This window comes from Leptolyngbya sp. FACHB-671 (genome assembly GCF_014695745.1).
Classification (GTDB): Bacteria; Cyanobacteriota; Cyanobacteriia; order Elainellales; family Elainellaceae; genus JAAUTN01.
Genome location: NZ_JACJOV010000134.1, coordinates 1 through 24,568, shown reverse-complemented (window position 1 = coordinate 24,568; position 24,568 = coordinate 1). Strand labels below are relative to the sequence as shown.

Annotated in this window: 24 protein-coding genes, 1 riboswitch and 1 other annotated feature; of the genes, 15 read left to right on the top strand and 9 right to left on the bottom strand. The window is 46.5% G+C overall.

What is annotated here, in order from left to right; all coding sequences use genetic code 11:
- Positions 1-21: 21 nt before the first annotated feature.
- The gene (locus tag H6F93_RS20565; RefSeq protein WP_190684660.1) at positions 22-678 is read left to right on the top strand and encodes a nucleotide exchange factor GrpE; all 657 of its coding nucleotides are present in this window, start codon (positions 22-24) and stop codon (positions 676-678) included.
- Positions 679-693: 15 nt separating this feature from the next.
- Here the strand turns inward: H6F93_RS20565 and H6F93_RS20560 are convergent, their stop codons facing one another.
- Positions 694-1,494, bottom strand: coding sequence for a hypothetical protein (locus H6F93_RS20560; protein WP_190684657.1), 801 nt, complete (start codon positions 1,492-1,494; stop codon positions 694-696).
- Between the two features lie 81 nt (positions 1,495-1,575).
- Between H6F93_RS20560 and H6F93_RS20555 the strand changes: the two genes are divergently transcribed.
- Positions 1,576-3,162, top strand: a complete 1,587-nt coding sequence (locus tag H6F93_RS20555) for an FkbM family methyltransferase (RefSeq protein WP_190684654.1) — start codon at positions 1,576-1,578, stop codon at positions 3,160-3,162.
- Positions 3,163-3,171: 9 nt separating this feature from the next.
- Here the strand turns inward: H6F93_RS20555 and H6F93_RS20550 are convergent, their stop codons facing one another.
- The 3 genes from H6F93_RS20550 to H6F93_RS20540 all read right to left on the bottom strand — a co-directional run bounded on the left by H6F93_RS20550 (position 3,172) and on the right by H6F93_RS20540 (position 7,583).
- The gene (locus H6F93_RS20550) at positions 3,172-5,400 is read right to left on the bottom strand and encodes an O-linked N-acetylglucosamine transferase, SPINDLY family protein (RefSeq protein ID WP_190684651.1); all 2,229 of its coding nucleotides are present in this window, start codon (positions 5,398-5,400) and stop codon (positions 3,172-3,174) included.
- A gap of 141 nt (positions 5,401-5,541) precedes the next feature.
- On the bottom strand, positions 5,542-6,123 hold the full coding sequence (locus H6F93_RS20545; protein ID WP_190684648.1) for a type IV pilin-like G/H family protein: 582 nt from the start codon (positions 6,121-6,123) through the stop codon (positions 5,542-5,544).
- A gap of 122 nt (positions 6,124-6,245) precedes the next feature.
- Positions 6,246-7,583, bottom strand: a complete 1,338-nt coding sequence (locus H6F93_RS20540) for a class I SAM-dependent methyltransferase (RefSeq protein WP_190684643.1) — start codon at positions 7,581-7,583, stop codon at positions 6,246-6,248.
- 176 nt (positions 7,584-7,759) lie between these two features.
- On the opposite strand from H6F93_RS20540, the gene H6F93_RS20535 reads away from it, so the two are divergent.
- The 4 genes from H6F93_RS20535 to H6F93_RS35870 all read left to right on the top strand — a co-directional run bounded on the left by H6F93_RS20535 (position 7,760) and on the right by H6F93_RS35870 (position 11,800).
- Positions 7,760-9,025, top strand: a complete 1,266-nt coding sequence (locus tag H6F93_RS20535; RefSeq protein WP_190684640.1) for a M16 family metallopeptidase — start codon at positions 7,760-7,762, stop codon at positions 9,023-9,025.
- Positions 9,026-9,145: 120 nt separating this feature from the next.
- Positions 9,146-10,462 carry a M16 family metallopeptidase gene (locus H6F93_RS20530; RefSeq protein WP_190684637.1) on the top strand — a complete coding sequence of 439 codons (1,317 nt, stop codon included), beginning with the start codon at positions 9,146-9,148 and terminating at the stop codon, positions 10,460-10,462.
- Positions 10,463-10,951: 489 nt separating this feature from the next.
- Positions 10,952-11,338 carry a hypothetical protein gene (locus H6F93_RS35875; protein WP_199313859.1) on the top strand — a complete coding sequence of 129 codons (387 nt, stop codon included), beginning with the start codon at positions 10,952-10,954 and terminating at the stop codon, positions 11,336-11,338.
- A gap of 255 nt (positions 11,339-11,593) precedes the next feature.
- A complete protein-coding gene (locus H6F93_RS35870) occupies positions 11,594-11,800 on the top strand; it encodes a hypothetical protein (protein WP_199313858.1) in 207 nt (68 codons plus the stop codon).
- Here the strand turns inward: H6F93_RS35870 and sipA are convergent.
- The 5 genes from sipA to H6F93_RS20500 form a co-directional block, all read right to left on the bottom strand.
- Positions 11,797-12,075 (bottom strand): regulatory protein SipA, encoded by a 279-nt coding sequence (gene sipA, locus H6F93_RS20520; RefSeq protein WP_190684634.1) that lies wholly within the window; start codon positions 12,073-12,075, stop codon positions 11,797-11,799. The two genes, H6F93_RS35870 and sipA, sit on opposite strands and share 4 nt — an antisense overlap.
- A 17-nt stretch (positions 12,076-12,092) precedes the next feature.
- Entirely contained in the window at positions 12,093-13,166 is a 1,074-nt protein-coding gene (locus H6F93_RS20515; protein ID WP_190684631.1) for a sirohydrochlorin chelatase, read from the bottom strand.
- Between the two features lie 3 nt (positions 13,167-13,169).
- A riboswitch (adenosylcobalamin (AdoCbl) riboswitch) is annotated at positions 13,170-13,332 on the bottom strand.
- 39 nt (positions 13,333-13,371) lie between these two features.
- Positions 13,372-15,417, bottom strand: a complete 2,046-nt coding sequence (locus H6F93_RS20510; RefSeq protein WP_190641754.1) for an ABC transporter ATP-binding protein — start codon at positions 15,415-15,417, stop codon at positions 13,372-13,374.
- A gap of 143 nt (positions 15,418-15,560) precedes the next feature.
- Complete coding sequence (locus tag H6F93_RS20505; protein ID WP_190641753.1) at positions 15,561-16,742, bottom strand: glycosyltransferase; 1,182 nt, start codon at positions 16,740-16,742, stop codon at positions 15,561-15,563.
- 448 nt (positions 16,743-17,190) lie between these two features.
- On the bottom strand, positions 17,191-17,397 hold the full coding sequence (locus H6F93_RS20500) for a hypothetical protein (protein WP_190641752.1): 207 nt from the start codon (positions 17,395-17,397) through the stop codon (positions 17,191-17,193).
- A gap of 303 nt (positions 17,398-17,700) precedes the next feature.
- Here H6F93_RS20500 and gloB point away from each other — a divergent pair, with 303 nt between their 5' ends.
- The 9 genes from gloB (at position 17,701) to rplL (ending at position 24,261) form a co-directional block, all read left to right on the top strand.
- Entirely contained in the window at positions 17,701-18,474 is a 774-nt protein-coding gene (gene gloB, locus H6F93_RS20495) for a hydroxyacylglutathione hydrolase (protein ID WP_190684627.1), read from the top strand.
- Between the two features lie 359 nt (positions 18,475-18,833).
- On the top strand, positions 18,834-19,292 hold the full coding sequence (gene rplI / locus H6F93_RS20490) for a 50S ribosomal protein L9 (RefSeq protein WP_190684623.1): 459 nt from the start codon (positions 18,834-18,836) through the stop codon (positions 19,290-19,292).
- Positions 19,293-19,329: 37 nt separating this feature from the next.
- Positions 19,330-20,685, top strand: a complete 1,356-nt coding sequence (dnaB, locus tag H6F93_RS20485) for a replicative DNA helicase (protein ID WP_190684620.1) — start codon at positions 19,330-19,332, stop codon at positions 20,683-20,685.
- Positions 20,686-20,821: 136 nt separating this feature from the next.
- On the top strand, positions 20,822-21,043 hold the full coding sequence (gene secE / locus H6F93_RS20480) for a preprotein translocase subunit SecE (RefSeq protein ID WP_190641748.1): 222 nt from the start codon (positions 20,822-20,824) through the stop codon (positions 21,041-21,043).
- On the top strand, positions 21,043-21,678 hold the full coding sequence (nusG, locus tag H6F93_RS20475; protein WP_190641747.1) for a transcription termination/antitermination protein NusG: 636 nt from the start codon (positions 21,043-21,045) through the stop codon (positions 21,676-21,678). The genes secE and nusG overlap by 1 nt, the downstream gene beginning before the upstream one ends.
- Positions 21,679-21,685: 7 nt before the next feature.
- Entirely contained in the window at positions 21,686-22,111 is a 426-nt protein-coding gene (gene rplK / locus H6F93_RS20470; protein ID WP_190641746.1) for a 50S ribosomal protein L11, read from the top strand.
- Positions 22,112-22,192: 81 nt separating this feature from the next.
- Entirely contained in the window at positions 22,193-22,909 is a 717-nt protein-coding gene (gene rplA, locus H6F93_RS20465) for a 50S ribosomal protein L1 (protein ID WP_190684617.1), read from the top strand.
- Positions 22,910-22,991: 82 nt separating this feature from the next.
- Positions 22,992-23,076, top strand: a sequence feature (ribosomal protein L10 leader region).
- 152 nt (positions 23,077-23,228) lie between these two features.
- Complete coding sequence (rplJ, locus tag H6F93_RS20460) at positions 23,229-23,774, top strand: 50S ribosomal protein L10 (protein ID WP_190641744.1); 546 nt, start codon at positions 23,229-23,231, stop codon at positions 23,772-23,774.
- 97 nt (positions 23,775-23,871) lie between these two features.
- A complete protein-coding gene (gene rplL / locus H6F93_RS20455; protein WP_190641743.1) occupies positions 23,872-24,261 on the top strand; it encodes a 50S ribosomal protein L7/L12 in 390 nt (129 codons plus the stop codon).
- The last annotated feature ends 307 nt before the right edge of the window (positions 24,262-24,568 follow it).

Genomic DNA, 24,568 nt, shown 5'->3' with positions numbered 1-24,568 from the left:
TGTTTGAAGAACCATCAGGCTATGAATCAAACTTCTAATTCAAATCACAGTGATTTGCTGCGATCGCTCATGCAACCGCTCAACATTCCTAGCTTCAAAGCCCTTAGCCGCACTGCTGACGTTTCTGAATGGCAGGTCAAACAACTACGCCAGGGTCGCGCCGCTCAAATGCAGGCAGAGCCACTCTTCAAACTGAGTCAAACTCTTCAAATTTCGCTTAATGAATTGCTGGCAAAATTTTCTAACTTGCCGCTTCCGTCGCCCGAACCCAACTCAACTCAGAACTTAGGTCATCTCCAGCAGGAATATCGCCGCCTGGAGGCACAGCTTGCCGAACAGCAGCAAACCCTCCAGCAGGAATTTCAGCGCTCCAGCCTACAAACGCTAGAATCCCTCTTGCTGCAACTGCCCACAGCTGCCTACGCTGCCGAAAATAATCCTCAAATTCCAGCTGCTCGTCTCTTGCCTTTGCTGCGTCCGATCGAACAGCTACTCAAAAGCTGGGGAGTGGAAGCGATCGCCCCTGTTGGAAGCGAAGTTGCCTATGATCCTCAGTTTCATCAGTTGATGGAAGGTCGGGCGGAGAGTGGCGATCGCGTCAAAATCCGCTACACAGGCTATACCCAAGGCAACAAGCTCCTCCACCGCGCCAAAGTCAGCCCAGTTTCTGATTCCTAGTTTCCAATTCCCCCGCTAATTCCCTTCTGGCTGCTGAATCTGTAGCCTTCCCTGCTCATCCACAGAAACATTGCCACCTAATGCTTCAATTTGACTAATGGCATAACGCTGAGTCTCTTCGTCAAATGCATTGCCTAAAACCATAACCCAGGCTGCAATTTGAGCTGACTTACTTTCAGGATTTTCAGCCAGATACTCAGCCGTTTGCTGCGAGACCTGTGCCGCAGCCTGGCTTTCGGGATCAGAATAAATACTTGCCCACTCTACCGCTGTTTCAAAAGACTGTCGGGCAGCTTGACTGTCTCCTAGAAACAGCAGTTCATCTGTGCCTTTATATCGCCAAACAAAATATGCCTTATCCGGCACTCTAGGTGAAAGTTGCCCGATGTGTTGATTCATAATTTCAACGGTGCGATCGGGTCTACCTGCATACAGAGTCGTGCTACCCGATAGGAAGAGATAAGCATCTCGAAAATACGGGTCGTGATTCAAAATCGCTTCAAAGTATTCAGGGCTGAGTCCATACCCAATCTGATTGCGAGCTGAATTGTCACCAAAATATTGCAGGAAATCCAGAAAAATCCAGTCGGCAACTAGATTGTCAAATCCAAAGGCTGGGGAGCGCTGTACTAAGTCGAGATACACGTTTTCTGCTGCGTCTTGTTGGCTCAATTCTTCTGGTGACGCGTCGCTTGCTGAACGTTTGAGACGATCGAGTTGCGGTTGCTGCAACAGACCAATACCTAAGACGCAACCTAAAGCAACAGCAATCTTGCCAAGTACAGGGAGCCAGTTTTGGCGATCGCCACTAACCATAAATTCAACCTTCCTTACGACCTTCTTTAATTTCTGAGACAATGTAGCGAGGTTTAGCTACACCGTTCACAGGGGCAGTTTATGACAGATTCTTCCTACATTGATGGTTATCTGCACTATGTTCGGGAAGTGTACCCCTTTGCGTCAGAAACCCTGACACAGGTGGAGCAAATCCTAGCAAATACAACCTGGGATGAACCTCAATCTGCCCTGGATCTGAACAATCTTGCAGTAGCAGCACTAGTAGAAGCAGAAACAGCGGATGATCCGACGCTGCGTGGAGTTTACCTGGATATGGCTTTAGAAGCACTGAGCAACGGTGCTAATGAACATCCTCTCTGTGCTGCACATTTGGCACTGCTCCACTGCACGCTTGGAGAAACAGGCGAAGCTTTACAATCCGCTTTTTCAACATTCATCAATACGCTTCAGTTTGCCTATAGTGCTCATGAACAGACGGATCTAGGTTTAGTCTATTTGCCACCTATCCTGAAGAATTCAATTAGCGATCGCCCCCACTTACTTACTCACCTTTTTCAAGCTAAAAATAGCTATGTTCAAGCATTGTTGCTGCTAGCTGAGGTGATGTGGCGATCGCAACTCGCATTCTACAGCCCTGCCGGACTTCGATTCTTACAGCTTGCGGCTCAGCTTCAACCCGATTCAGCTTCAATTAACCTCAAACTGGGAATTTCTAGCTGGCTCAATCAGCAGTGGGAAGGCTTGCTGTATTTGCAACGAGCTGGAAAGTTAGCGCCTGACAGCGCGACTGTACTTCATTCTCTGTTTTTGGCTTATAAAGAATTAAGTCAACCTCAAGTGGCTAGTTCTTGGCTACAACGTGCCCATCACTATTATCAGGAAAATTTGCGATCGCCCGAATGGAGTTGGGTAGAACTAGATGACAACACCCCTTTTACTTACGTCCCCTTTGAGAACAATTTGAAACTAGCCGTAGAGCCAAGCTTTCGCAGCATCGTCACAAGCGTCCTACTAGCAGAAGGCGATTGGTTTGAAGCAGAAATGGAACTTTGGCGCAATCAGCTTCAACCGGGAATGACGGTTATTGATGTTGGCGCAAATGTTGGCGTTTACACCTTCAGCGCTGCCCAAAAAGTTGGCGCAACCGGGCGAGTGCTGGCAGTAGAGCCCTTTTCGGGCTGTGTGCACTGTATGGAAGAAACCTGTCGGGCAAATCAGCTTGACTGGGTTAAAGTTTGTGCGGGGGCAGCAAGCGATCGCAACGGTACGATTCGCCTTGCTCTACAATCCGCCAGCGAACTCAACGAAGTCATCACAGACGATTCCCAAACCCTCACACCAAGAACCTATGAAGAAGTGCCCTGCTTCACGCTAGATAGCCTGATTGAGCAAGAGAACATCACTGAATTAGATTGGCTCAAAATTGACGCAGAAGGGCATGAGATGCAGGTATTGAAGGGGTGCGATCGTATCCTCCGCGACTTCAAACCCAGTATCCTCTACGAGAACATTGCCGGTAGTAAAGCCAATAACCAACCTGTCGCTGAATTTCTAATTACTCAAGGGTACAATCTCTTCTACTATCGCCCCTATATTCAAGAACTAATTCCAGTTAACATCGATCAAACTCTCACCAACAAGTTAAATATTGTTGCTCTTCCTCACACTTCAAATGCTTCTAGCTAGTCAAGAATATCAATTGGAACTAATAAAATTACTCCACATTTGTTGATAGGCGTTTTCCATATCACGAGTAAACTGTTTTGCATTCCATAAGGGAGCAATTTGCCGCGATCGCCACAGGTTCCATTTCACTGTTTGTCTCAAAGTGGTATCGGTACCTAATCGAATGCCCCACTCTACATACTCCTCATCTGTCCAGGCGATTCCTTCGGTGATTCCAGCGTTTACCATCATCGTGTAGCTATTGCGGGCGGCAAACTGTTCACCGACTCGCGTAACAAGAGGAATTCCCATCCAAAGAGTTTCCAGCGTCGTAGTTGCGCCATTGTAGGGGTAGGTGTCGAGTACCACATCAGCGATCGCCAAATTAGCCCGGTGAACTGATTCAGAAGGGGCTTCTGGCAAAAATCGCAAGCGACTTCGCTCAACTCCTTCCTCTGCTGCAATCTGCACAAACAGCTTTTGAATAGCGTCTGCATCAGACAAGCCTTTGATCAGAAAGTAGCTATTGGGCACAGCTTTAACAATCTGCATTTGCAGTCGAACGGTATCGGGATGGCGCTTGTGTCCCCTTTGAGCACTCAGGTAAACGACAGCATCATCCGCAATACCCAGGTCATCACGTTGCAGTGAGGGAATTCCAATCTCAAATCCGTCTACAGCAATATAGGTTTGAGGCAATCGCCAAATTTTTTCGGAATAGTGCGCTTGAGCAGAATCGGGCAACACATAAGGATCAGCAATGAAGTAGTCGATCGCAGGTATTCCACTTGCATCCCAGCCCAACCAAGTTGCTTGCACAGGAGCAGGCTTCAGCGCCATGATTTCGCAGGTCGTGTCTAGCGTGATGCTATCCAAGTCGATCAGAATGTCAATTTCGTCTTGATGAATTTGTTGGGCGATCGCAAAACTCTCAGCAGGTAGCTTATGAGCGTGTTCGACCTGTTTGACATACCATTCCTGCAACGGATCAAAGCCTTGAGATTTATATCCAATAAAGTAAGCGTGTATCTCAAACTGCTCACGGTCGTGGTGCTTCAGCAACCAACGGGCAAGCCAACCCACTGAGTGAGTTTTGAAACAGTGGGAAAGATAGCCGATCTTTAGGCGTTTCTTTGGAGAAGAAACGGACTTTGCAACAGTGCGTTGACGAAATTGCTCAACGTAACTAAATGCATATTGCTCCACATTGTCTTGAAGTAGGCGCATCACCTGATTTTGCATCAGCCGATTTTGCGCTAAATCGTCCCGAAAATAGGGCTGAGAGAAAAGGGTGCCAACCAACCGTCGTGCTTCAATTTGCTTGAATGAGGTAGGGTTTTCTTGAAGCAGCGATCGCACCAACTCTTCCTGTTGCTGAATAATTGATTCCGCCTCTTCCCATCGTCCTCCTGCCAGCATCAAGCCCCGAAGAATTAGGTAAGAAGCATAAATTTGGTCAGGTAAAGTTTTGGAAAACCTGTAGCAAATTCGGGCAGTTTCAATGCCTTTTTCAAACTGATGGGCACTTTGATAAAACGCTGAAAGTTGCTTCAGCACTTCTAGATGCTGAGGATCTAGACGCAGGCACAACTCCATCAAACGGGCCGCTAGAAGCGGTTGCCCTTCGCTATAAGCTAGCTTCACAGCAGGAGGAATCAGCGTATCAATAAAACCTTGGGCATAAGGAGCAGGCGGTGAGCAAACTTCCAGAAATTCAAGGACAGCGGGTTCTAATGGGGCATAGTTCAAGATATCTGTAATAGTCTGGTAGAGCAAACTGAGGTCAAGCTCAACGGGGTGTGATCGCAACAAATCAATGATTCCTGAACCCACCAGTGTTTCGTTGTTAAACGTTTTGAGCTTCACCGAAAGCTGAAGAATCTTGAGCAGATTTTCTGCATTCCCTGGATTCACCTCGCGCAAATGTTGCCGAATTGTCCAGGCAAGCGCATTCTCCTCTAACTGCTCTTGCCGCTCCGCCTCCACCTGCAAAACTGTAGCAAGCTCGGCAGACCACTGCTCAATCTGCTCTGGTTCACCCTCAGACAGTGCCAGCATCCAGGTTGTTTGCGCCTCTACTTCCTGCCCCTGAAGTAGCATCGATAGACCCAGATACCAGTAGTTCAAGCGAACCTCTGGTTCAATATCAATCAACTGCTCAAACAAACTAGCAGCCTTGGTGTAATTGCCTTGTACTAGAGCTTGATAGGCTTGCTGTTGTTGAGCAGAGGAACTCAAAGCAGAGGATTCAACATTCATAGAGAGGAATTTATAGGGGTATCGCAAGGGTAAGCCCTTGACTCAGGTTTAAACGAAAATGGAGCAGGCAGGGTTGAATCTACTTGCTCCATAAGAATATTCAAAGCTGAAGGAATCGAAGTATCCTAAAGTTGAGCGCGACTACTTGATGTCTTCGTACTCACCTATGTTTGCGCAGTCCTCTTTAGTATCACCCGTCAGTCTACCGTTTAATGCGTCATCACCTGTTGCACCTTCGTTTACAGGTGCCTTAAGTGCTTGACATAGAACAGCTAGTGTTGTCGCTTCTCCGGTATCTTTAACCTCAGCTATTGAAACGCCACCAACATATGCACGGACAGTAGCAGCGGCCCCTTTAGCAGGCTGAGCTTGGTTAGTGGCGAACTCTTTACCTTCACCGCCACCCGAGACGAAATAGGAATAGTTGTTAGTTGCAGTCGCGATTCCTAAACCAAGATTTGCAAATGCTTCTGCCTCTTCTCCAACAAATTCTTCGCGCTCCAGGTAGTAAGCCTGTTGACCCCGGTTCATAGAGCCGACATAAGACTTAGCTTCAGATTCGCGGGCTTTGTTTGCCTGGTTGAGGAAGGAAGGCAGAGCGATTGCAGCCAGAATACCGATGATGATGATTACAACCAGCAGTTCAATCAGGGTGAAACCTTGATCATCTTTTTTCTTGTTGAGTAGGTGCTGCAAAAACTTTGCTTTAAGTTCAGTCTTCATGAAACGTTTCTCCTTGAGTTGCGGGATATTTGGATTTCTAACTCCTGGCTATAACTTGCCCACCCTAGAGCAGTTTCATATCACCCCTACCAAGAAATTTTTTTCGTTACATTCCTAACCGTTTAACTTATCTGCTCAACCAGGATATAAAGGAAAACCTCCAGCTTACTCAGCAGTTGCCTGACCTGCTCAAAGGCAGTTGCTTTACTGGTCAGCTCTAACGTAATTAGGTCATAGGGACGCAATTTGAGCCAGCGTTCTACCAGAGCCCCGATGGGCTGTGAGTCCTCCCAGAGTGGCAGCAAACAGCAGGCAGCAATGTCACTCTCTGCAAATACGGGACTTACCGTTGGGATTGGAATGTATTGACTAATTTCAAACGGTTTCTGCTCATTGGCACAGCGAATTAGGGTTTCCTTTACTTTTGGCTGTTTCAGTTGAGGATGTAGATGTACACGAGCGTTAAGCCAATCCTTCTGGCTCCAAGTGGCGACAGGTTGGGCAGAGGTAGCTTGCTCAGGATGACCACACCAGAAGTCGATCAGCCGATGGACGGGGTGAATCAGGTTAAACAGATGCAGTCGCTCTTCGACTGAGGCTTCGGGTAAGCTCATCGCTAAAAATGCGGGTAAGTCATCAGGATTCTTAAATAGGTCGTTTAACTCCCATTGCCGCCAGTTGAGCATTGAAATGAACTCTAAATCTGCTGTTCTCAACGCTTCAAATAGCTCAGGAATGCCATAGCCTTTGTCACTCTGCAAGAGGAAATTCATCAGAATGGTCTGTTCGCGTTCTTCATAATCAGGTCGCCAAGCGATTGTCCTCAACTGCACCTGATCCTTGAGTGCTTTCATCGTTTCTACGACCAGCCCGACTTCCAGTTCACCGGGGTTATCTTCGGTGAGACCCATTAGCCTGAATACTTCCTGCGCCCGAAAATATCCTTGCCGCTGCAAGTAGTTGTGAAGGTTAGAGCGAATGATTCCTGTGGGTTTCAGCACAGATTTTAGACTTGCCAAACCCGCTGCCGGGTCAGGTAAAAGATAAAGCACTTCATCGCAACTAATATAGTCAAACTCTAGTCCCAGCTTTGGCAGGTCTTCGATCAAGAGGGTATGAAATTCAGTGTTGTCACCAAAGCCGTGATGATGCAAGCGCTCCTGGGCAAGTTTGACAGACTGTTCAGACAGATCAATACCGACAATTTTTGCTCCTGGGTTTGCTTCGGCCAAAACTAGACTCTTGTAACCACTGCCGCAGCCTGCATCCAGAATGACTTTACCCTCTGTTTGAATGACCTGCTGATTGCGAAGATAGTAGGGTGTTGCTAGGTTGTGCAGAAAAAGCTGGTTAAAGTTTTTGTCATTCTTGGGAGAGTGATCTAGGGGGGTTCTGGGATAGGGAGAGTTCTCAAACTGCTGGCGGATTTTTTCAAGTGTCTCTGAGCTTTGGGTATTCATAATCTTGGCTTAAGTCAAGGAGAAAGCGGCTAAACTGCAAAGTCTTCTCTAAGGTGCCCACATCTGGAAGTAATGCATAACACCTTTTACTCTAAAAGGGATGGGAGAAAACGCTAGGATAGGTCAAATACTAAACTTTTGGTCAGGATTTGAGTTGAGAGGACTGGTCTGCACTATTGACAACTAACAGCGTTCCGCCGCATTTTCCAGCGCATCTCTCCAGGTTGGACAATGGCTTGACGGTGATTCATCAAAATATTCCCACGACATCGGTGGTTGCGGTTGATGTGTGGGTGAGGGCGGGGGCGATCGCTGAGCCAGAACCCTGGACTGGGATGGCACATTTCCTCGAACACATGGTCTTTAAGGGCACCGATCGCCTGCTGCCAGGGCAGTTTGATCAAGTGATTGAAGATCGTGGTGGGATGACAAATGCTGCGACCAGTCACGATTATGCCCATTATTTCATTAACACGACTGCGCCCCATCTGGAAGAAACGCTGCCCTGTTTAGCGGAACTGCTGCTGAATGCGGCGATTCCTGAAGACGAGTTTGTGCGGGAGCGTGACGTTGTTTTAGAAGAAATTCGTCAGGCGAATGATGATCCTGACTGGTTAGCGTTTCAAGCCTTGATTGAGAGTGTCTATCAGTCGCATCCTTACGGTCGTCCAGTGCTGGGAGATGAGGCGGGGTTAATGCAGCGATCGCCCGAGGAAATGCGCTGTTTTCATCGCGCCCACTACCAACCTGAAAATATGACGGTAGTAGTGGTGGGCAACGTTGCTGAAGCGCAAGCTTTGGACTTGGTGAATCAAGCATTTAGCCAGTTTCCGTCTCGTCCAAATTGTCCTGTGGCGATCGCCGATGCAGAGCCACCGATTACTGAAATTCGCCGACAAGAGCTTTATCTGCCTCGACTAGAGCAAGCGAGGCTGATGATGGCATGGATTGGCCCCGGTGTGGATCAGTTGAGAGATGCCTATGGGCTAGATTTGCTTTCAGTGTTGCTGGCTGGTAGCAGGTCTTCTCGGTTAGTTAGAGAATTGCGTGAAGAGCGGCAGTTGGTGCAAGCGATCGGTAGCGAATTTTCGCTCCAGCGGGATTCGAGCCTATTTACGATTAGCGCCTGGTTAGCGCCGGGAGATGTCGATCGCGTAGAAGCGCTGATTGGCGATCGCCTCTCTGAGCTGACTACCACTCCCATTTCTGAGGCTGAATTGACCCGATACAAACGGTTGCTGTGCAACGATTACGCCTTCTCGACCGAGACAGCAATTCAGTTGGCAGGTCTATACGGGTACTACAACACCATCGCCCAAGCGGAAATAGCAGTGAACTACCCTAACCAGATTCAAACCCTTCAGGCTGAAGAGTTGCAGCAGCTTGCTAGTCAATACCTTTCGCCTTATCACTACGCCGCAACGATACTCAAGCCGCTGTAGCTATCTCAGTAAATCCCGACGTAGAGTAAGCTGTTGCTCGTACGTCAGTCAGGTTTATTTGCCCATTTCTCTGTCACTTGCACCAACGTTGGATTTATTTAACCTTATTTGAGGATATGCATGTCTGTAAATTTGAGTGCTGCCCAACTGCTAGAAAATCGCCAGGTTCACCGTGCTGTCCTGGACAATGGGCTGGTTGTGCTAGCAGTAGAAAACTCGGCTGCCGATATTGTCTCTGCCCGCATTTTTGTCCAGGCTGGCGGTCGATATGAACCACTGGAGCAAGCAGGACTATCCCATCTGCTAACATCAGTTTTAACGAAAGGGACAGGCAACCTTTCCTCACTAGAAATCGCTGAACGGGTTGAGTCAGTTGGTGCAGGGTTGGGGGCAGATGCTACTGCAGATTATTGCCTGCTTAGCCTCAAAACCGTCTCAGCTGACTTTGCTGAAATGCTAGAACTGGCGGCTCAACTGCTGCGATCGCCCAGCCTGCCTGAAGCTGAAGTCGAACTTGAGCGCCGTCTCACCCTACAGGGCATCCGTTCGATGCAAGAGCAGCCTTTCTCAATCGCCCAAAAGCAACTGCGGCAGGCGATGTATCAGCAGCATCCTTATGCGCTGCCTAGCCTGGGAACTGAAGAAACTGTTGCCCAGATCAGCCGAGAAGATTTGCAGCGGTATCACCAAACCTATTTCCGTCCTGATAATTTTGTAGTCAGCATTGCTGGGCGAATTGCGCCCGAAGATGCGATCGCTCTAGTAGATCAGATATTTGGCGATTGGCAGGTACCTACAACGCCCGAAGGAAAAATTCTGCTTCCGGCTCTAACGTTACCTGCCATTACTTCCCATCCTAAACAAGTTATCTCTACTCAAGATACGCAGCAAGCGATTGTCATGCTGGGCTATCTTGCTGCTGCAGTGCATAGTCCTGAATATGTCGCTTTAAAGTTGCTGAACACTTACTTAGGTAATGGGTTGTCCAGCCGACTATTTGTGGAATTGCGTGAAAAGCGAGGTCTAGCCTACGAGGTATCTGCCTTTTACCCTACTCGACTGGATGCATCTCAGTTTGTTGTATATATGGGTACGGCTCCTGACAATGCGGCGATCGCCTTGGATGGTTTGCGCCAAGAAGTTGAGCGACTTTGCATTACCCAGCTAACTCCAGAAGAGTTGCAGTCAGCTAAGAACAAACTGCTCGGTCAATATGCCTTAGGCAAACAGACCAATGCCCAAATTGCTCAAATATTTGGCTGGTACGAAATCTTGGGCTTGGGCGTTGAGTTTGATCAGCAGTTTCAGATTGAAGCAGCTAACGTTACGGCTGAAACGTTGCAAGCGGTAGCTCGTCAACATTTTGCAGAACCTTATGTCTCGCTGGTGGGTCCGGTGATCGCCATTGATCAAGTTGCAACTCCCGCTGCTTCTTGAGCATAGATTTGACATCGCGCCTAATAGCCAGGTCTGCCTAATGAACTCTGCAATTTATCAAGGTTTAGAAACCCGCGAAAGCGGGTTTTATACTTGTAGCCGTTTTATTAACGACCCAAACATGGGAATAAGTTAGATATCCAGGCTTTTGCGGGTATCTGATGCAAAATACCAAACAGCTAACTTTAAGGGATTCCTTTGAATTCGCAACTTAATTTTAATCTCCCTTTACAACTCACATTCTGAACTGGTTGTGAGTGCTAACTTAGAGCCATCCGTATGACAGTCAAAAGCTACAGCAATTGAAAAGCCTAAAGTTCGGAACATTACCTTAGGGACTTCTACAGCTTATTGGTTTGCAAAATCTAGACCTAATACCTCGAAAGTTGAGAAAGGTGTAATGACATCTTCCAACTGTTCACTATCAATCATGGTCGCTCGGACTGATGTTCCGTTTATGATGCATACTATTCCACATCAAGTAAGAGTATGCAATTTCCCGTTTACCAACGGTTGCTAGCGGTTGATACTGCGCCCTTATCGGGTGACAAAGTAAATCGTTCAGACCTCGGCACAATGGAGCAATTATGCAACTATTGTAATCAACTGTTAGATTCAGATGTTGTTGATAAAGTTGTTGACATTGATTATTCAGAAAACCTTCATAGAAAAGTTTATCAAAAGCATTTTGGTCGGCAAATTAGGCAGACTCATAACTACAAAGGCTATCCAATCTTAGGTTCTCTTTTTGCTATTGAAGTAGTTGAAAGTGATTATTTGCTTCGTATAGACAATGATATGCTGTTTCATCAAGAACCTTATTACAACTGGATTGAAGAAGGTATTAAACTGCTGCAAAAAATCCGCAAGTTGTAGAATTAGACCTTTGACTGGTCCGCCTGCAAAAGATGGCTCCCTTTACTAAAGAGTGCCCTTCAGCTCAGATCCTAATGGCTTTTATCAAGTCAAATTCTTTAGTAGTCGAGCCTACTTAATTAGCCGCAATCGCTTTGACCAGCTTCTTCCGCTAAAAGTTCTATGGAAGACTTACAAGTGCAAATTTATGGATAGCTTGCCAACAGATATTCAAACGTTTGTAAATTATATCTTTAACAAAGGAGCACTAGGTTCTTGGGAAGTCATGGTGTCACGCCGTTTAGAAGAGACAGTTACATTCGTGCTGTACTCGGCTCTCCTAAGGCATGGACACTTCATCCCATCGACCGCCAGCCCAAATTCATCAAAGCCCTACCTGATATCATCCAGAAGATTGAGTCGGGCTGGTATCCCTCAGAGCAGGGTGGACATTATGATTTGATTCTTAAATCCTGGCTTTAATCTGAAGGATGCTCAAGAATGTGTTCGTCTGGAGTGGAGGAATTAGACGAAGCAGACGCTAATTCAAGATACTGGGTATCCATTAGAAACATTCCTTGAGAAAAGCGAACGCTCCAAAACCCTCCAGGACGCCGGTTAATAACAATTCCTTCTTCACCTAGGCTGATGACGTTGGGAGGACGCAGCATCGGCATGGGTTCAGCAGTTTTAACGTAAGGCGGAAGGGCAACCACTCGAACGCGATCGCCCACTGTAAATTCTTGGGATTCAGACATAATATTCAGACGCAATTCTAAGGGGCTTGCCAAATCCTTTGATGATACTGCTCTGGGTCGGCGTAAGGATCTACATCGGGGTGACTATGTCCATGCTCATGACCGTGATGGTGATGGTGATCATGCTCATGCTGATGAGGTAGCTCATGTTCTCCCATTTGCGCGGTCGCGGCTAGGCGAAACTTGCACATTTCGCAGTTCATCTGTACTTGCCCTAACTGAGTTTCGATTTCTCGTTCTCTCAATACCGAAAATAACTGAGGATGCAACCCCATTTCTGGTAGACAAACCATCGAAACTTCAGGATGCTGCTCTTGCTGCTGTATGGTGGTGTCAAAGATCTTTTTGACTAATAAACCAGTAAACAGAAAGTAAGGCAGCACAATAATTCGCTTAGGTTGATACAGTAGCGCACGGCGAAAACCTTCTTCTAAGCGGGGGTGAGTAATTCCAATAAAACAGGTCTCAACCGTTTGATATCCGCTCCCCTCCCACACTATTCGCGCTAGTTTCGCAACATCGCCATTTGCATCAGGATCGCTGGAGCCACGTCCTACAAACAGCAGTACTGTATCAGCGCGAGAGATTTCTTGGGGGTTTTGGTCGGCTTGATCAAGCTGCTCTAGACGCGATCGCCATAGCTCTAAAATTCCAGGGGTAATCCCAAAATGGCGACCGTAATGGAAGTTAAGTTGAGGATGTCGCTGTCGAGCGCGATCCAGTTCGTTGGTAACGTCAAATTTGTTGTGTCGAGCTGCAAACAGCAGCACAGGCAGCACCGAAAGATCGGTATAGCCCTGCTCCACGCATTGGTCTAAGCTTTGTTGAATCGAGGGTTCAGTGAGTTCCAGGAAACAAGGAAAGACTGGTCGAGAAACATCAAGCGCTTGATAAGCAGTGGCAAAATCCAATAGGCTTTTCCTTCCATCTGCATCGCGACTGCCATGTCCAACTAGTAATAGTGGGCGGTTGAGGGGTAACGGAGGCAGCACGATTGACTGATCGAGGTCCACATCGGCATCGAAGGGTGTGCCTATTTTAGAATTTGCAGCGCTTGTTGGAGACAGAGTGTTGTCTGTCGAAATAGTCATCGTTAAACTCCCTTTCCTGTGCAGCGCAGGAAATAGAGTGAATAAGCAGCGGATTGGCGTTCTGGCTTCTAAAGAATAAAAGTGCTTTTTATCCTTTAGTTTACAGTTGCGGCACAGCGCCGGACTCGCACCGGACTTTCCCAATCAGGTTGCTGTTTCACGTGTGCCTCGTCATCTTATCCCAAGTGCCGACATTTGTTTATATTTATCGGGCGACTTCAAGCTCTTCTGGGCTTTGAATCCCTGTCTCGAAGGATTCTAAGCTCTTCAGAAGGTTGAGAGCTGAGTAATACGCTTCTTCGGTCAATTCGGTTTCTTCTTCCGGAGTATCTAACATGCCGTCAACCAGTAGCCTTAGAGAACCAATCATTGTGTTCAGGCGGGTCCGAATTTCGTAGGATGTTTTGGCGATCGCTTTTCGATCAGAGAGCCCTGACATTTGAGATTTCTCAGCAAACTGCATGGCACAGAGCCTCGCGTAATAACCGCTTGTCTGCATCAATTCTTCGTGATTGCCCAATTCCACAACTTGCCCCTTCTCCATCACCGCAATTTGATCTGCCTTACGAACTGTAGAGAGGCGGTGAGCGATGACTAGGGTTGTGCGATCGCGACTTAAATCATCGATTGCTTCTTGAACTAAACGCTCTGAAACTGAATCCAACGCGCTTGTTGCTTCATCTAAAATCAAGATCTCTGGGTTTTGAAGTAGAGCCCTAGCGATCGCAAGTCGCTGGCGTTGCCCACCTGAGAGTAGTACGCCACGATCGCCAAGCTGAGTATCTAAGCCTTGAGGTAGGCGCAAAATAAATTCATAAGCATTTGCCCGCTTGGCAGCCTCAATAATTTCATCTTCTGTCACGTTTGATCGCGCGTAAGCGATATTGTTACGAACAGAATCATTAAAGAGAAAAGTATCTTGGCTGACAATGCCCATCGCCCTTCTTAGTGTGCGGACATCATAATCTCTTATGTCTGTACCATCTATTTTAATAGAGCCTTCAACTGTATCGTAAAACCTCGGCAGTAGATCTGCGACAGTTGATTTACCGGCACCTGACGCACCAACTAAGGCGAGAGTTGTTCCCTTAGGAATCCAAAGGTTAATACCATTAAGAACTAAATTTTCATGTTCAGGATATTTGAACGAAACATTCTCAAAACTTATTCCCTTCACTAAATGTGAATAAGGGATGACTCCATTAATAATAAAGTTTTTATTGTCACGCCTTAAAAAATCATCAACTAGATCGACACTAGCAATTGCGTTTGCGTAAGAATTGCGAGCACCATTTAATTGTCCAATAATCGGCATTAACCGAAATAAAACAAAAAGATAAGTTGACATCGTGTAAACCGAGAAAGAGCCAACTTGCTCTGCAAAAAAAACACGACTTAATAAGACGATGGAGAGTACAGCTACAATTCCGCTCATTTCATTGATGGGTGGAACAGCAGCATTGTTTGCTTGAGATTTAAACTCAGCTCTCTCTCTTTCAAGAATTAGATGCTCTACTCTTTGATATTCTTGCTCTTCATTGGAAGTGGCTTTAATTAACCTGATGCCAGTTAAGACATCTAGCAGTGCGTTGGAGTAATCTCTTGAATTCTGTGCCAGTGCTTTTCCAAAAAACTTAGCGCGAACAATAGAAAATTGATTTGCCAGACCGACTAGAAGCAATAGACCAGTCGAGGCTAAAGTAAGTTGCCAGGATATCCGTATTAGCAATCCGATAAAAACTAGAATTGTTAATACGATAGTTAAAATATTAATTGAAATCTTAATGGATTGAGCCGTTCGATTAATCTCTTGTCCTATACGATTAATCAAATCCCCAATTCTCATCTGAGCATAAAAATCTAAGTTGACCTCTAAAAGTATTCGTAATCCTTCTCTTCTTAAGCTATTCGTTAATAGTCTTGATAGGTGACCGTTTGATAACGTACTCAAATAGCTTGCTAAGTTTTTTAAGAGAAGAGTTAGCAGAATAGCCCCGGTCATAGCGTATATACGAGATTCTTCTGGAAGGTTATTAAATGGCGCTAGAAGCCCCTCAACAAGCCCAGGAGAGCCTCCTCCAGTTAATTCCTCTTCAGGGAGGTTTAAGCCCAAGAAATTCAGCAGAATCGGCACGATTAAAATGGTACTAATTCCATTAAAAAGCGCGCCGGAGAAACCTAACGCTATACTTATGATGATCCAGCCAGGGTGCCGCTTTGCAAATTTCAGAAGTAATTTATGGGAGGACATTTACACACTTCCTGTCGAACAAACACTTCGTAACCTGATTACTACAATTCCTAAAATTAACACTTTCTAATTCATCAGCTTCTAAACTTTTCATGCTAACTAAGTATTAATTTGCCAGAGTAAAATATGGGCCGATACCTTTATTAAGCTATAGATTTAATGACATCTGAGAGTATGGTGGACATTGAATCAATACTGTAATGTTCTACGCATCTTGCTCTTGCTTGGTGTCCTCGATTGTTTGCCTCCTCCATATTTTGGAAAATGTACTGAATCTGCTCAGCAATCTGCTTGGGAGAGTCAGGTTCAACTAGATAGCCCGTGCCTCCTAGAATTTCAGCAATGTCCCCAACTCGAGTAGCTAGTACGGGTTTTGCCATTGCCATTCCATCCGTTAACTTCAGTGGAAATTGAGCCTGAGCCGCAGGTGTGTCACGTTGTGGAACAACCACAACATGAGCTGCAGCAATTACTTCAGGCATTGCTTGGTGAGGAATCTTAGGTAACTTAATAATCCAACGTCCCCATTTTTGGATCAGCTTATCATCGTAGTCATCATAGGGACTACCGCCTACAATAACTAGCCTTAAGTCTGGCTCATTCAAGTAATCAAGTGCCATTAAGACATCTTCAAGTCCTTTGTACGGACGAGGTGCCCCAGGAAACATCAAGACACGATAGTCTGCAAGATTTAAGCGAATTCGGCTGTTTTCGGGGTTGTGCTGTTGAGGGTCAAATAGTGAAGTATCTTTCCCGTTAGGAACGTATGTACCGCCAAAGCGCTTTTGAAGGAACTGAGTGTGGATTGTCACAGCATCTGCATAGTTGACAAAGTTTTCTATCCACTTCAAGTAGAGGGGATGATCGGGTTGTCTGAGTGCCCCATCAGATTTGAGGATGTCCCTAAAAAATTGTTTTGGTTGTGGTCGATATCTCCACTGTTCACCCCCGTACCAGCTCAACTCCCAGTCATCGATATCAAGAATAACTGGGCAGCGAGAGCGTAACTTTTTTAGCAAGGCTGTACCAAAACTAGTTGGCTTTGGTTTGATAGCGTAAACAATATCTCCACTGATTTTTGATAAAACTTGTTCCATTGAAGTGACAAATCCAGGATAGTTTTTGCCACAGACCGTAGTAATTGAAAACTCAGTGGAAACAACAGTGTCGGAGACATCTCCAAAAACGAAGCCTACAATCTCGACCTCATATCCAAGTTTTTGGAGGGCTTGAGCCAGTAGAAAAGTGCGAACAGCTCCACCCCATCTACCGGCTCCACTTTGAGATAAGTCACTAACAACCAGTGAAACTTTCGACTGCTTCATTACGTTGAGAATTCACTACTCTTAGATTCGGATTGAATGAGATAGCTATTTAAGTAAAGAACAGCCTGTATAAATTCCTTGAAGCTGAAGAATCGGTCGTAAAATAGCTAGTTTCTCCAAGTCCAAGTTCAATACGTAAAGCTGATGCTTGCGTAAGTCTATTGTCGCTAGCGCAAGAACCCTTCCTCTCTTAGAACTGTTGACTACTAGCAGATTGCGAGTAAAGTAAAATTCAAGCTTGCTTCTGAGGTTCGACCATTCACTTGCCGTTTTTAGAGGGCTAATCTTGGACTCTAAAAAAAACTAAAAAAAACTGACCTTATAGAAGTGATGGACTGTAGATTGAGTGGCGACAAACTCGATTGAAGCTATCACACTCCTTCTCAGAATTTATTCAACTCAGAAGCCTATTTTAGGCACCCACCGGATCATAATCCTGTAAGTATTGTTAGTCAACCAATTTCAGACGCCCCGTCTGAATGTAATCAAACGTCCGGTTAATCTGACGGCGTTCCTCTTCTGTGATTTCATTGTCTGACAAGATGGCGGAGGTAAGACGAAGATGATCTTGGCGACTCATCTTGCCCGATGTAGTAATGCTGTCAACAAGTTGCCTAATGGTTAAGTTTGATCTGATCTGAACGGTCCACATCATGGAGTTTGTGCCCTAATTTAGTAGATGAGTCAGTTTTTCCCTGACTAGACTTTTAAGTGGGTCTAGAATCATTCTCTTTTCAAACAGTTAGCAGTTGGGCAAAGCTCCGATGAGAAATTAATGAAGAGTTGATGAAAGCCAAGCCAGCTTCGCAGCCACTTTTTCAATCAACTAGTAAAAGTAGTAGCTACTAGAAGCGTTCAGTTGAGTTTTGCGTTTTCTGCCGTTCAGAGTCTTGATTTTGCACAAAATCTCTAAGCTCAGAGGTAGGGCTTAAAAGCTTTTGATTCTAGGAGAGTAGATATGCACATTCATCAACTGGCTATGTTGCAGGACAACTACACGTTTTTGCTACATGACCCTAATAGTCGGATAGCTGCTGTGGTAGATCCAGCAGAAGCTCAGCCAGTACTGGATTGTTTAAACAATTTGAAGTCAGAGTTGGTGGCTATTCTAAACACCCACCATCACAAGGATCACGTCGGTGGAAATGTGCAGCTTCTCAACCAATTCCCTGATGCTGTCGTTTATGGAGGAGCGCATGATCGAGGCAGAATTCCTGGACAGCAGGTGTTTTTGCAGGAGGGCGATCGCATTTCCTTCGCAGAGCAACAGGCTGAGATTTTCTTCGTTCCTGGACACACGAGAGCGCATATCGCCTACTATTTCCCACCAGAGACACCAGAAGCCCCTGGGGAGCTATTTTGTGGAGATACGCTGTTTGCTGGAGGCTGTGGCAGGCTATTTGAGGGAACACCGAGTCAAATGCTGAATTCCCTTGAGAAGTTGCGATCGCTGCCTGACAACACTCGTGTTTGGTGTGCTCACGAGTACACTCTGAAGAATCTACAGTTTGCTTTGACTGTAGATGGACAAAATCTAGGTCTGCGACAGCGAATTGAGCAGGTTGAAAAGATGCGTAGTCGTTCAGAGGCAACAGTTCCCTCTACGTTAGGGGTAGAAAAGCTAACAAATCCCTTCCTACGCTGGGATCAGCCTGCTTTACAGTCCGCCGTGAAGAGTCAAGATGCTGTAAAAACCTTTGCTCGATTGAGAGGCATGAAAGATCAGTTCTAAAGACTCAACCTTGAGGGCTAATTATCCTTGCTGAAGCCTAGCTTGAGGGATTTGTCGCAAACTTTCGCGGAATTTTAGTGGAGCTAGTAGCTTGCGATCGCTCCACTCGTTTCGTTAGGATAATGTGTCTGGCTAGAATCGATATAATTCGCAAGGCTGCTTCCTTTCAGAATGTACTTCTTCAGGAATGAGCTTGAAGGAAATTCTGGGCGATAGGTGATAGGCTGCTGTCGAATGCGTCTAAGTGATTTGCACAGAGCAATTTCTTAGACAGTCTGTAATAGTGGCATTCTGGCTTTTGGTCGCTAATCAACTGAAACTCTCAGCCTGGCACGCACAAGTTAAAAATAAAAAAGATCATGGCGAAACGCATTCAACTAGTCCTAAATCAGGATGTCAGTAAACTCGGTAGGGCTGGCGACCTCGTAGAGGTGGCACCTGGATATGCTCGGAATTACTTGATCCCCACTGGAGCTGCAGTTCGCACAACTCCGGGCATCCTTAAGCAAGTAGAGCGGCGACGCGAGGCAGAGCGGCAAAGGCTTTTAGAATTGAAGAGTGAAGCCGAAACTCAAAAGACAGCGTTGGAAAAGGTCGGGCGCTTCACGATTCTCAAGCAGGTCGGTGAAAAGGATGCTATTTTTGGCACCGTGACTGATCGGGAATTAGCGGAAGTCATCCAGGAAACGACGGGTCAAGAGATCGATCGGCGTGGAATTACTGTTCCAGACATTCACAAAACTGGTTCTTATAAAGTAGATATCAAGCTGCATCCTGAAGTTACAGCAGTCGTTGAAATTCAGGTTTCGCCTCAGTGACTTGTAACTTGCTCTCCTTCCCAGGTTCGTTATCGTTATGGTTCAAGAGCTTAATTTTCAGGCTTATAGCGATCGCCTACCGCCTCAAAATATTGATGCAGAGGAGGCAATCCTGGGAGGGGTGCTGCTAGATCCAGAGGCGATCGGACGAGTCGCAGAGCTTCTCCGCCCTGAAGCCTTCTACATCAGCGCTCATCAAGAAATTTATCGGTCTGCTCTAGCTCTTCATGGGCAGGGCAGGCCTACTGATCTAATGAGTGTTACGAGTTGGCTGTACGATCACGGCGTACTAGATAAAATTGGTGGACAAAGCAGGCTGGCACAGCTTGTAGACCGGACGATTAGTGCAGTTAATATCGACCAATATGCTCAACTGGTTACTGATAAGTACCTGAGACGCAAATTGATTCAGGTCGGTGGCGAAGTTGCTCAATTAGGCTACGAAACTGATACGCCACTAGAGAAAGTTCTAGACCAGTCAGAGCAAAAGATCTTTGGTATTACCCAGTCGCGTCCGCAACAAAGCCTCGTTGCAACTGCCGACATCCTGACCTCGACCTTCTCAGATATTGAAAGTCGCTCCCTTGGCATGGTGCTGCCGGGAATTCCATGTGGCTTTTACGATCTAGATGCTATGACTCAGGGGTTCCAGCGTTCTGATTTAATCATTGCTGCTGGTCGTCCCTCAATGGGAAAAACCTCTTTTGTTCTCAATATTGCGCGGAATATTGCTGCTTTTCACAAAATGCCTGTAGCCGTCTTCAGTTTGGAGATGTCAAAAGAGCAGCTAGTCTATCGTCTGCTTTCAAGTGAGGTAGAAATCGAAAGCGGCAGACTGCGGGCAGGTCGAATTAGTCAAAACGAATGGGAACCTTTGGGACACGCCATCAGTGCCTTGTCCCAGCTTCCCGTGTTCATTGACGATACGCCTAACATTTCGGTCACGGAAATGCGCTCAAAGGCTCGACGGCTTCAGGCGGAGCAAGGTGGAGCATTGGGCTTGATTCTGATTGACTACTTGCAGCTTATGGAAGGCAGCGGCAGCGAGAACCGGGTGCAGGAGTTGTCTAGGGTCACACGCGCGTTAAAAGGATTGGCCCGTGAGCTAAGTGTTCCGGTCATCGCGCTGTCTCAGCTTAGTCGTGGGGTTGAATCCCGTACAAATAAGCGCCCAATGATGTCGGACCTGCGGGAAAGTGGCTCAATCGAGCAGGATGCTGACCTGATCATCATGCTTTACCGCGACGAGTACTACAATCCTGATACGCCTGATCGGGGAGTTGCTGAAATTATTATTACCAAACATCGAAATGGGCCGGTTGGCACTGTCAAACTGTTATTTGAACCTCAATTCACGCGATTTCGGAATTTGGCAGCGCCGAACCGTTCTTAGACAAAGCCTGCAAAAGTTGTAGTTTTCGAGTAGACTAATTGTTTGGGTGGTTTGTAGCGAACTGCGGCATCCAGTTTGGGTTGCTTCGCAGTTTTGACTTAGCTATTCCGACTCGCACCAAGAGGGAATCAGGACTGTGGCAAAGAAAGACGAGACAGAAGCGCAGGAGACATCTGCTGGCTTTAGTGTCAATAGTTTTTTACAAGGGACTAAGGAGGAGCTAGATAAAGTTGTTTGGCCTAGTCGCCAGCAGCTAATCAGTGAATCTTTGGCAGTCATCCTTATGGTGACGCTCTCTGCCAGCCTCATTTACTTTGTTGACAATTTCTTCAGTTGGGCTGCTGGAAAGGTATTTTAATGACTTTTGCATCAGACGAATCAGACAACGTGTTTTCACCCGAAGAAGAGGAAGGTGCCATTGAGCTTGAGCGATCGGCTCGTTGGTATGCCGTTCAGGTTGCTTCTGGCTGTGAAAAGCGAGTAAAGATGAACCTGGAACAACGGATCGAAACCCTGGATGTGGCAAACCGCATCGTCCAGATCGAAATTCCTCAAACGCCGATTCTGAAACCGCAGAAAGGCGGCAAGCCAAAGGAAACGGCGGAAAAAGTGTTTCCAGGCTATGTCTTGATCCGTATGGTGATGGATGATGATACCTGGCAGGTCGTTAAGAACACACCCAATGTGATTAACTTTGTTGGGGCTGAACAGAAGCGCCGCTATGGAAGAGGAAGAGGGCATGTCAAACCGATGCCTTTGGGTGCTTCAGAAGTAGAGCGAATCTTTAAGCAGGCTCAAGAGCAAAAGCCAATTGTCAAAATTGACATGGCAGCGGGAGACAAGATCTTGGTGCTGTCTGGTCCTTTCAAAGATTTTGAAGGGGAAGTGATTGAAGTTAGCCCAGAGCGTAGTAAGCTCAAAGCTTTGCTCTCAATCTTTGGTCGAGATACGCCCGTAGAGTTGGAATTCAATCAGGTTCAAAAACAGAGTTAGCAGGTCAATGGCAAAAAAGGTTGTTGCGGTCATTAAGTTAGCGATTACGGCAGGGAAGGCAAACCCTGCTCCTCCGATTGGTCCCGCGCTGGGTCAGCATGGGGTCAATATCATGATGTTTTGTAAGGAATACAACGCCCGCACTGCTGATCAGGTGGGTTTGGTTGTTCCCGTAGAAATTTCTGTCTTCGAAGATCGCAGTTTCACGTTCATTCTGAAGACTCCTCCTGCGTCTGTACTGATTCGTAAGGCAGCGGGAATCGAGCGAGGTTCAGGTGAGCCCAATAAGAAGAAAGTAGGTTCTCTAACCCGAGCACAATTGCAAGAAATTGCTCAAGCCAAGATGCCTGACCTGAATGCAAATGACATTGAGGCGGCAATGAAGATCGTCGAAGGCACTGCTCGAAATATGGGTGTAACGATTAAGGAATAAGAGTTCATCTCGGTGAACTTGTCGAATGTAAACGTTTAGTGGGGGAGAGTTAAACTCGTTAGCACCCCAAGGATGGAAAGAATGGCAAAGAAGTTATCGCGTCGGTTGCAGGAACTTCAAAAGAAGGTTGAAGATCGTCCTTATGAGCCTCTAGAAGCTTTGACATTGCTCAAGGAGACGGCGACTGCTAAGTTTCCTGAGTCGGCTGAGGCCCACATTCGCTTGGGGATTGACCCAAAGTACACCGACCAGCAATTGCGGACTACTGTAGCGCTGCCCAAAGGAACCGGACAAACGATTCGGGTGGCGGTGATTGCTAGAGGTGAAAAGGTAACAGAGGCAACAAATTCTGGTGCTGATTTGTCTGGCTCTGAGGAACTGATTGATGAGATCCAGAAGGGCATGATGGATTTTGACGTACTGGTGGCAACGCCAGACATGATGCCTCAAGTCGCCAAGTTGGGTAGATTGTTAGGTCCTCGCGGTTTAATGCCTTCTCCAAAGGGTGGTACGGTAACGTTTGATGTGACGCAAGCGATCGCCGAATTCAAAGCCGGAAAACTAGAGTTCCGCGCCGACCGCACTGGAATTGTCCATGTCATGTTTGGCAAAGCCACCTTTACACCAGAAGACCTGCTAACCAACCTAAAAGCGCTGCAAGAGACGATCGACCGCAACCGTCCATCTGGTGCTAAAGGTCGCTACTGGAGATCTGTGTATGTGTCTGCCACAATGGGACCATCCATTCAGATTGATGTGAACGCTTTGCGCGATCTAAAATTAGGGGATGTGGCTTAGGCAATTCACGCTATTCTGGAAGCTAGGCTGTATCTTCTAGAATTGATTATTCTAGAAAAGCAAAGGTTTATTGCCCAATTCTTCAATTGAATAGTTAAAGCCAGAGACAGCAGGTGCTAGAAGCTTAATTGTCCTGCCGAGGTTTTTCCCAGTTTTTCGGTTTCTGAAACCTTTTTGTAGAGAGGGGGTTGCAGAAATCGAAAAGCTGAGAGAGCCCCGGCTAAATGTCCGGGGTTTTTGGCTTGTAAGGCTTTATCTAGGAAATTGGAAAGGGCAGCAGGTTTGGTCGTTTGTACCCGATTCAGGAGGTGAGAGATGTATGGGTAGAACACTGGAGAATAAGCAGGCAATTGTAGCCGAACTCAAAGATGAGTTGAGCCAGTCTCAACTGGCGCTCGTCATTGACTACAAAGGGTTGTCTGTTGCTGAAATCACGGATTTGCGGAACCGACTGCGTCCGACAGGGACATCCTGTACGGTCACCAAAAATACGCTGATGCGATTCGCTGTAGATGGTGATGCGAGCTGGGAGCCGATTACGGAGTTCTGTAAAGAATCCTCTGCGTTCCTGCTGGTTAAGGATGATATTGGTGGAGCGATTAAAGCTTACCAGGATTTCCAAAAAGCCTCTAAGAAGACCACCATCCGTGGTGGAGTGATGGAGGGACGCGCCCTCAGCGAAGCCGATGTGAAGGCGATCGGAGATCTGCCATCGAAGGAACAACTGATGGGTCAAGTGGCTGGTGCGATCAACGCGGTTGCAACCAAGCTTGCTACAGGTATCAACGAAGTTCCTGCGTCTTTGGCTCGCGTTTTGCAAGCGGTTGCAGACAAGGACAAAGACCAAGACCAAGAAGCGGCTTAGTCATCCTTTAGGTTCTGAATATTCTTCAAAATTCAGACTGTAAGAGCTCAAGCTAAACCTTTAGACCAAGATAGAAACTAAACATTGGAGTAATTCTATGTCTGCTACGACTGATGAGATTCTTGAGAAGCTTAAGTCGCTAACCTTGCTAGAAGCGGCTGATCTAGTGAAGCAAATTGAAGAAGCCTTTGGTGTCACGGCTGCTGCCCCTATGGGTGGTTTTGCAATGGCAGCTCCGGCTGCTGCAGCTCCGGCTGAAGAGGTCGAAGAAAAGACCGAATTCGATGTAATTTTGGAAGAAGTCCCTGCGGATAAGAAGATTGCAATTCTTAAGGTGGTACGGACTTTAACAGGTCTAGGCTTGAAAGAAGCCAAGGATCTAGTCGAGGCTGCACCCAAGCCTGTGAAGGAAGCGATCGCTAAAGAAGCAGCGGAAGACGCTAAGAAGCAGATCGAAGAAGCAGGCGGCAAAGTTTCTATCAAGTAAGCTTGTTAGAACAATCTGCTGTCCACTAATTAAGGGCGTTATTCTTGATGAGAGAATAACGCCCTTAATTTCTTTAGCGAGTATCTGTAAGGGCGTGGCATTCGGCAGGTAGACCCTGGAATAGTCCAAAGATTTTTGCCCGAATGCTATGCCCCTACCGCTATTAGGCGACGAATTTGACTGTTGATCTCTTACAGGACTTACGCAGATGTACTAAATGTGGTGGTCAGCTTAGCCCAATTTCATAGCAAGAGTGGGTGATTTGAGTTGCCCAATCAAATAGTGGGATAACAGTCTGCTCTTGAGT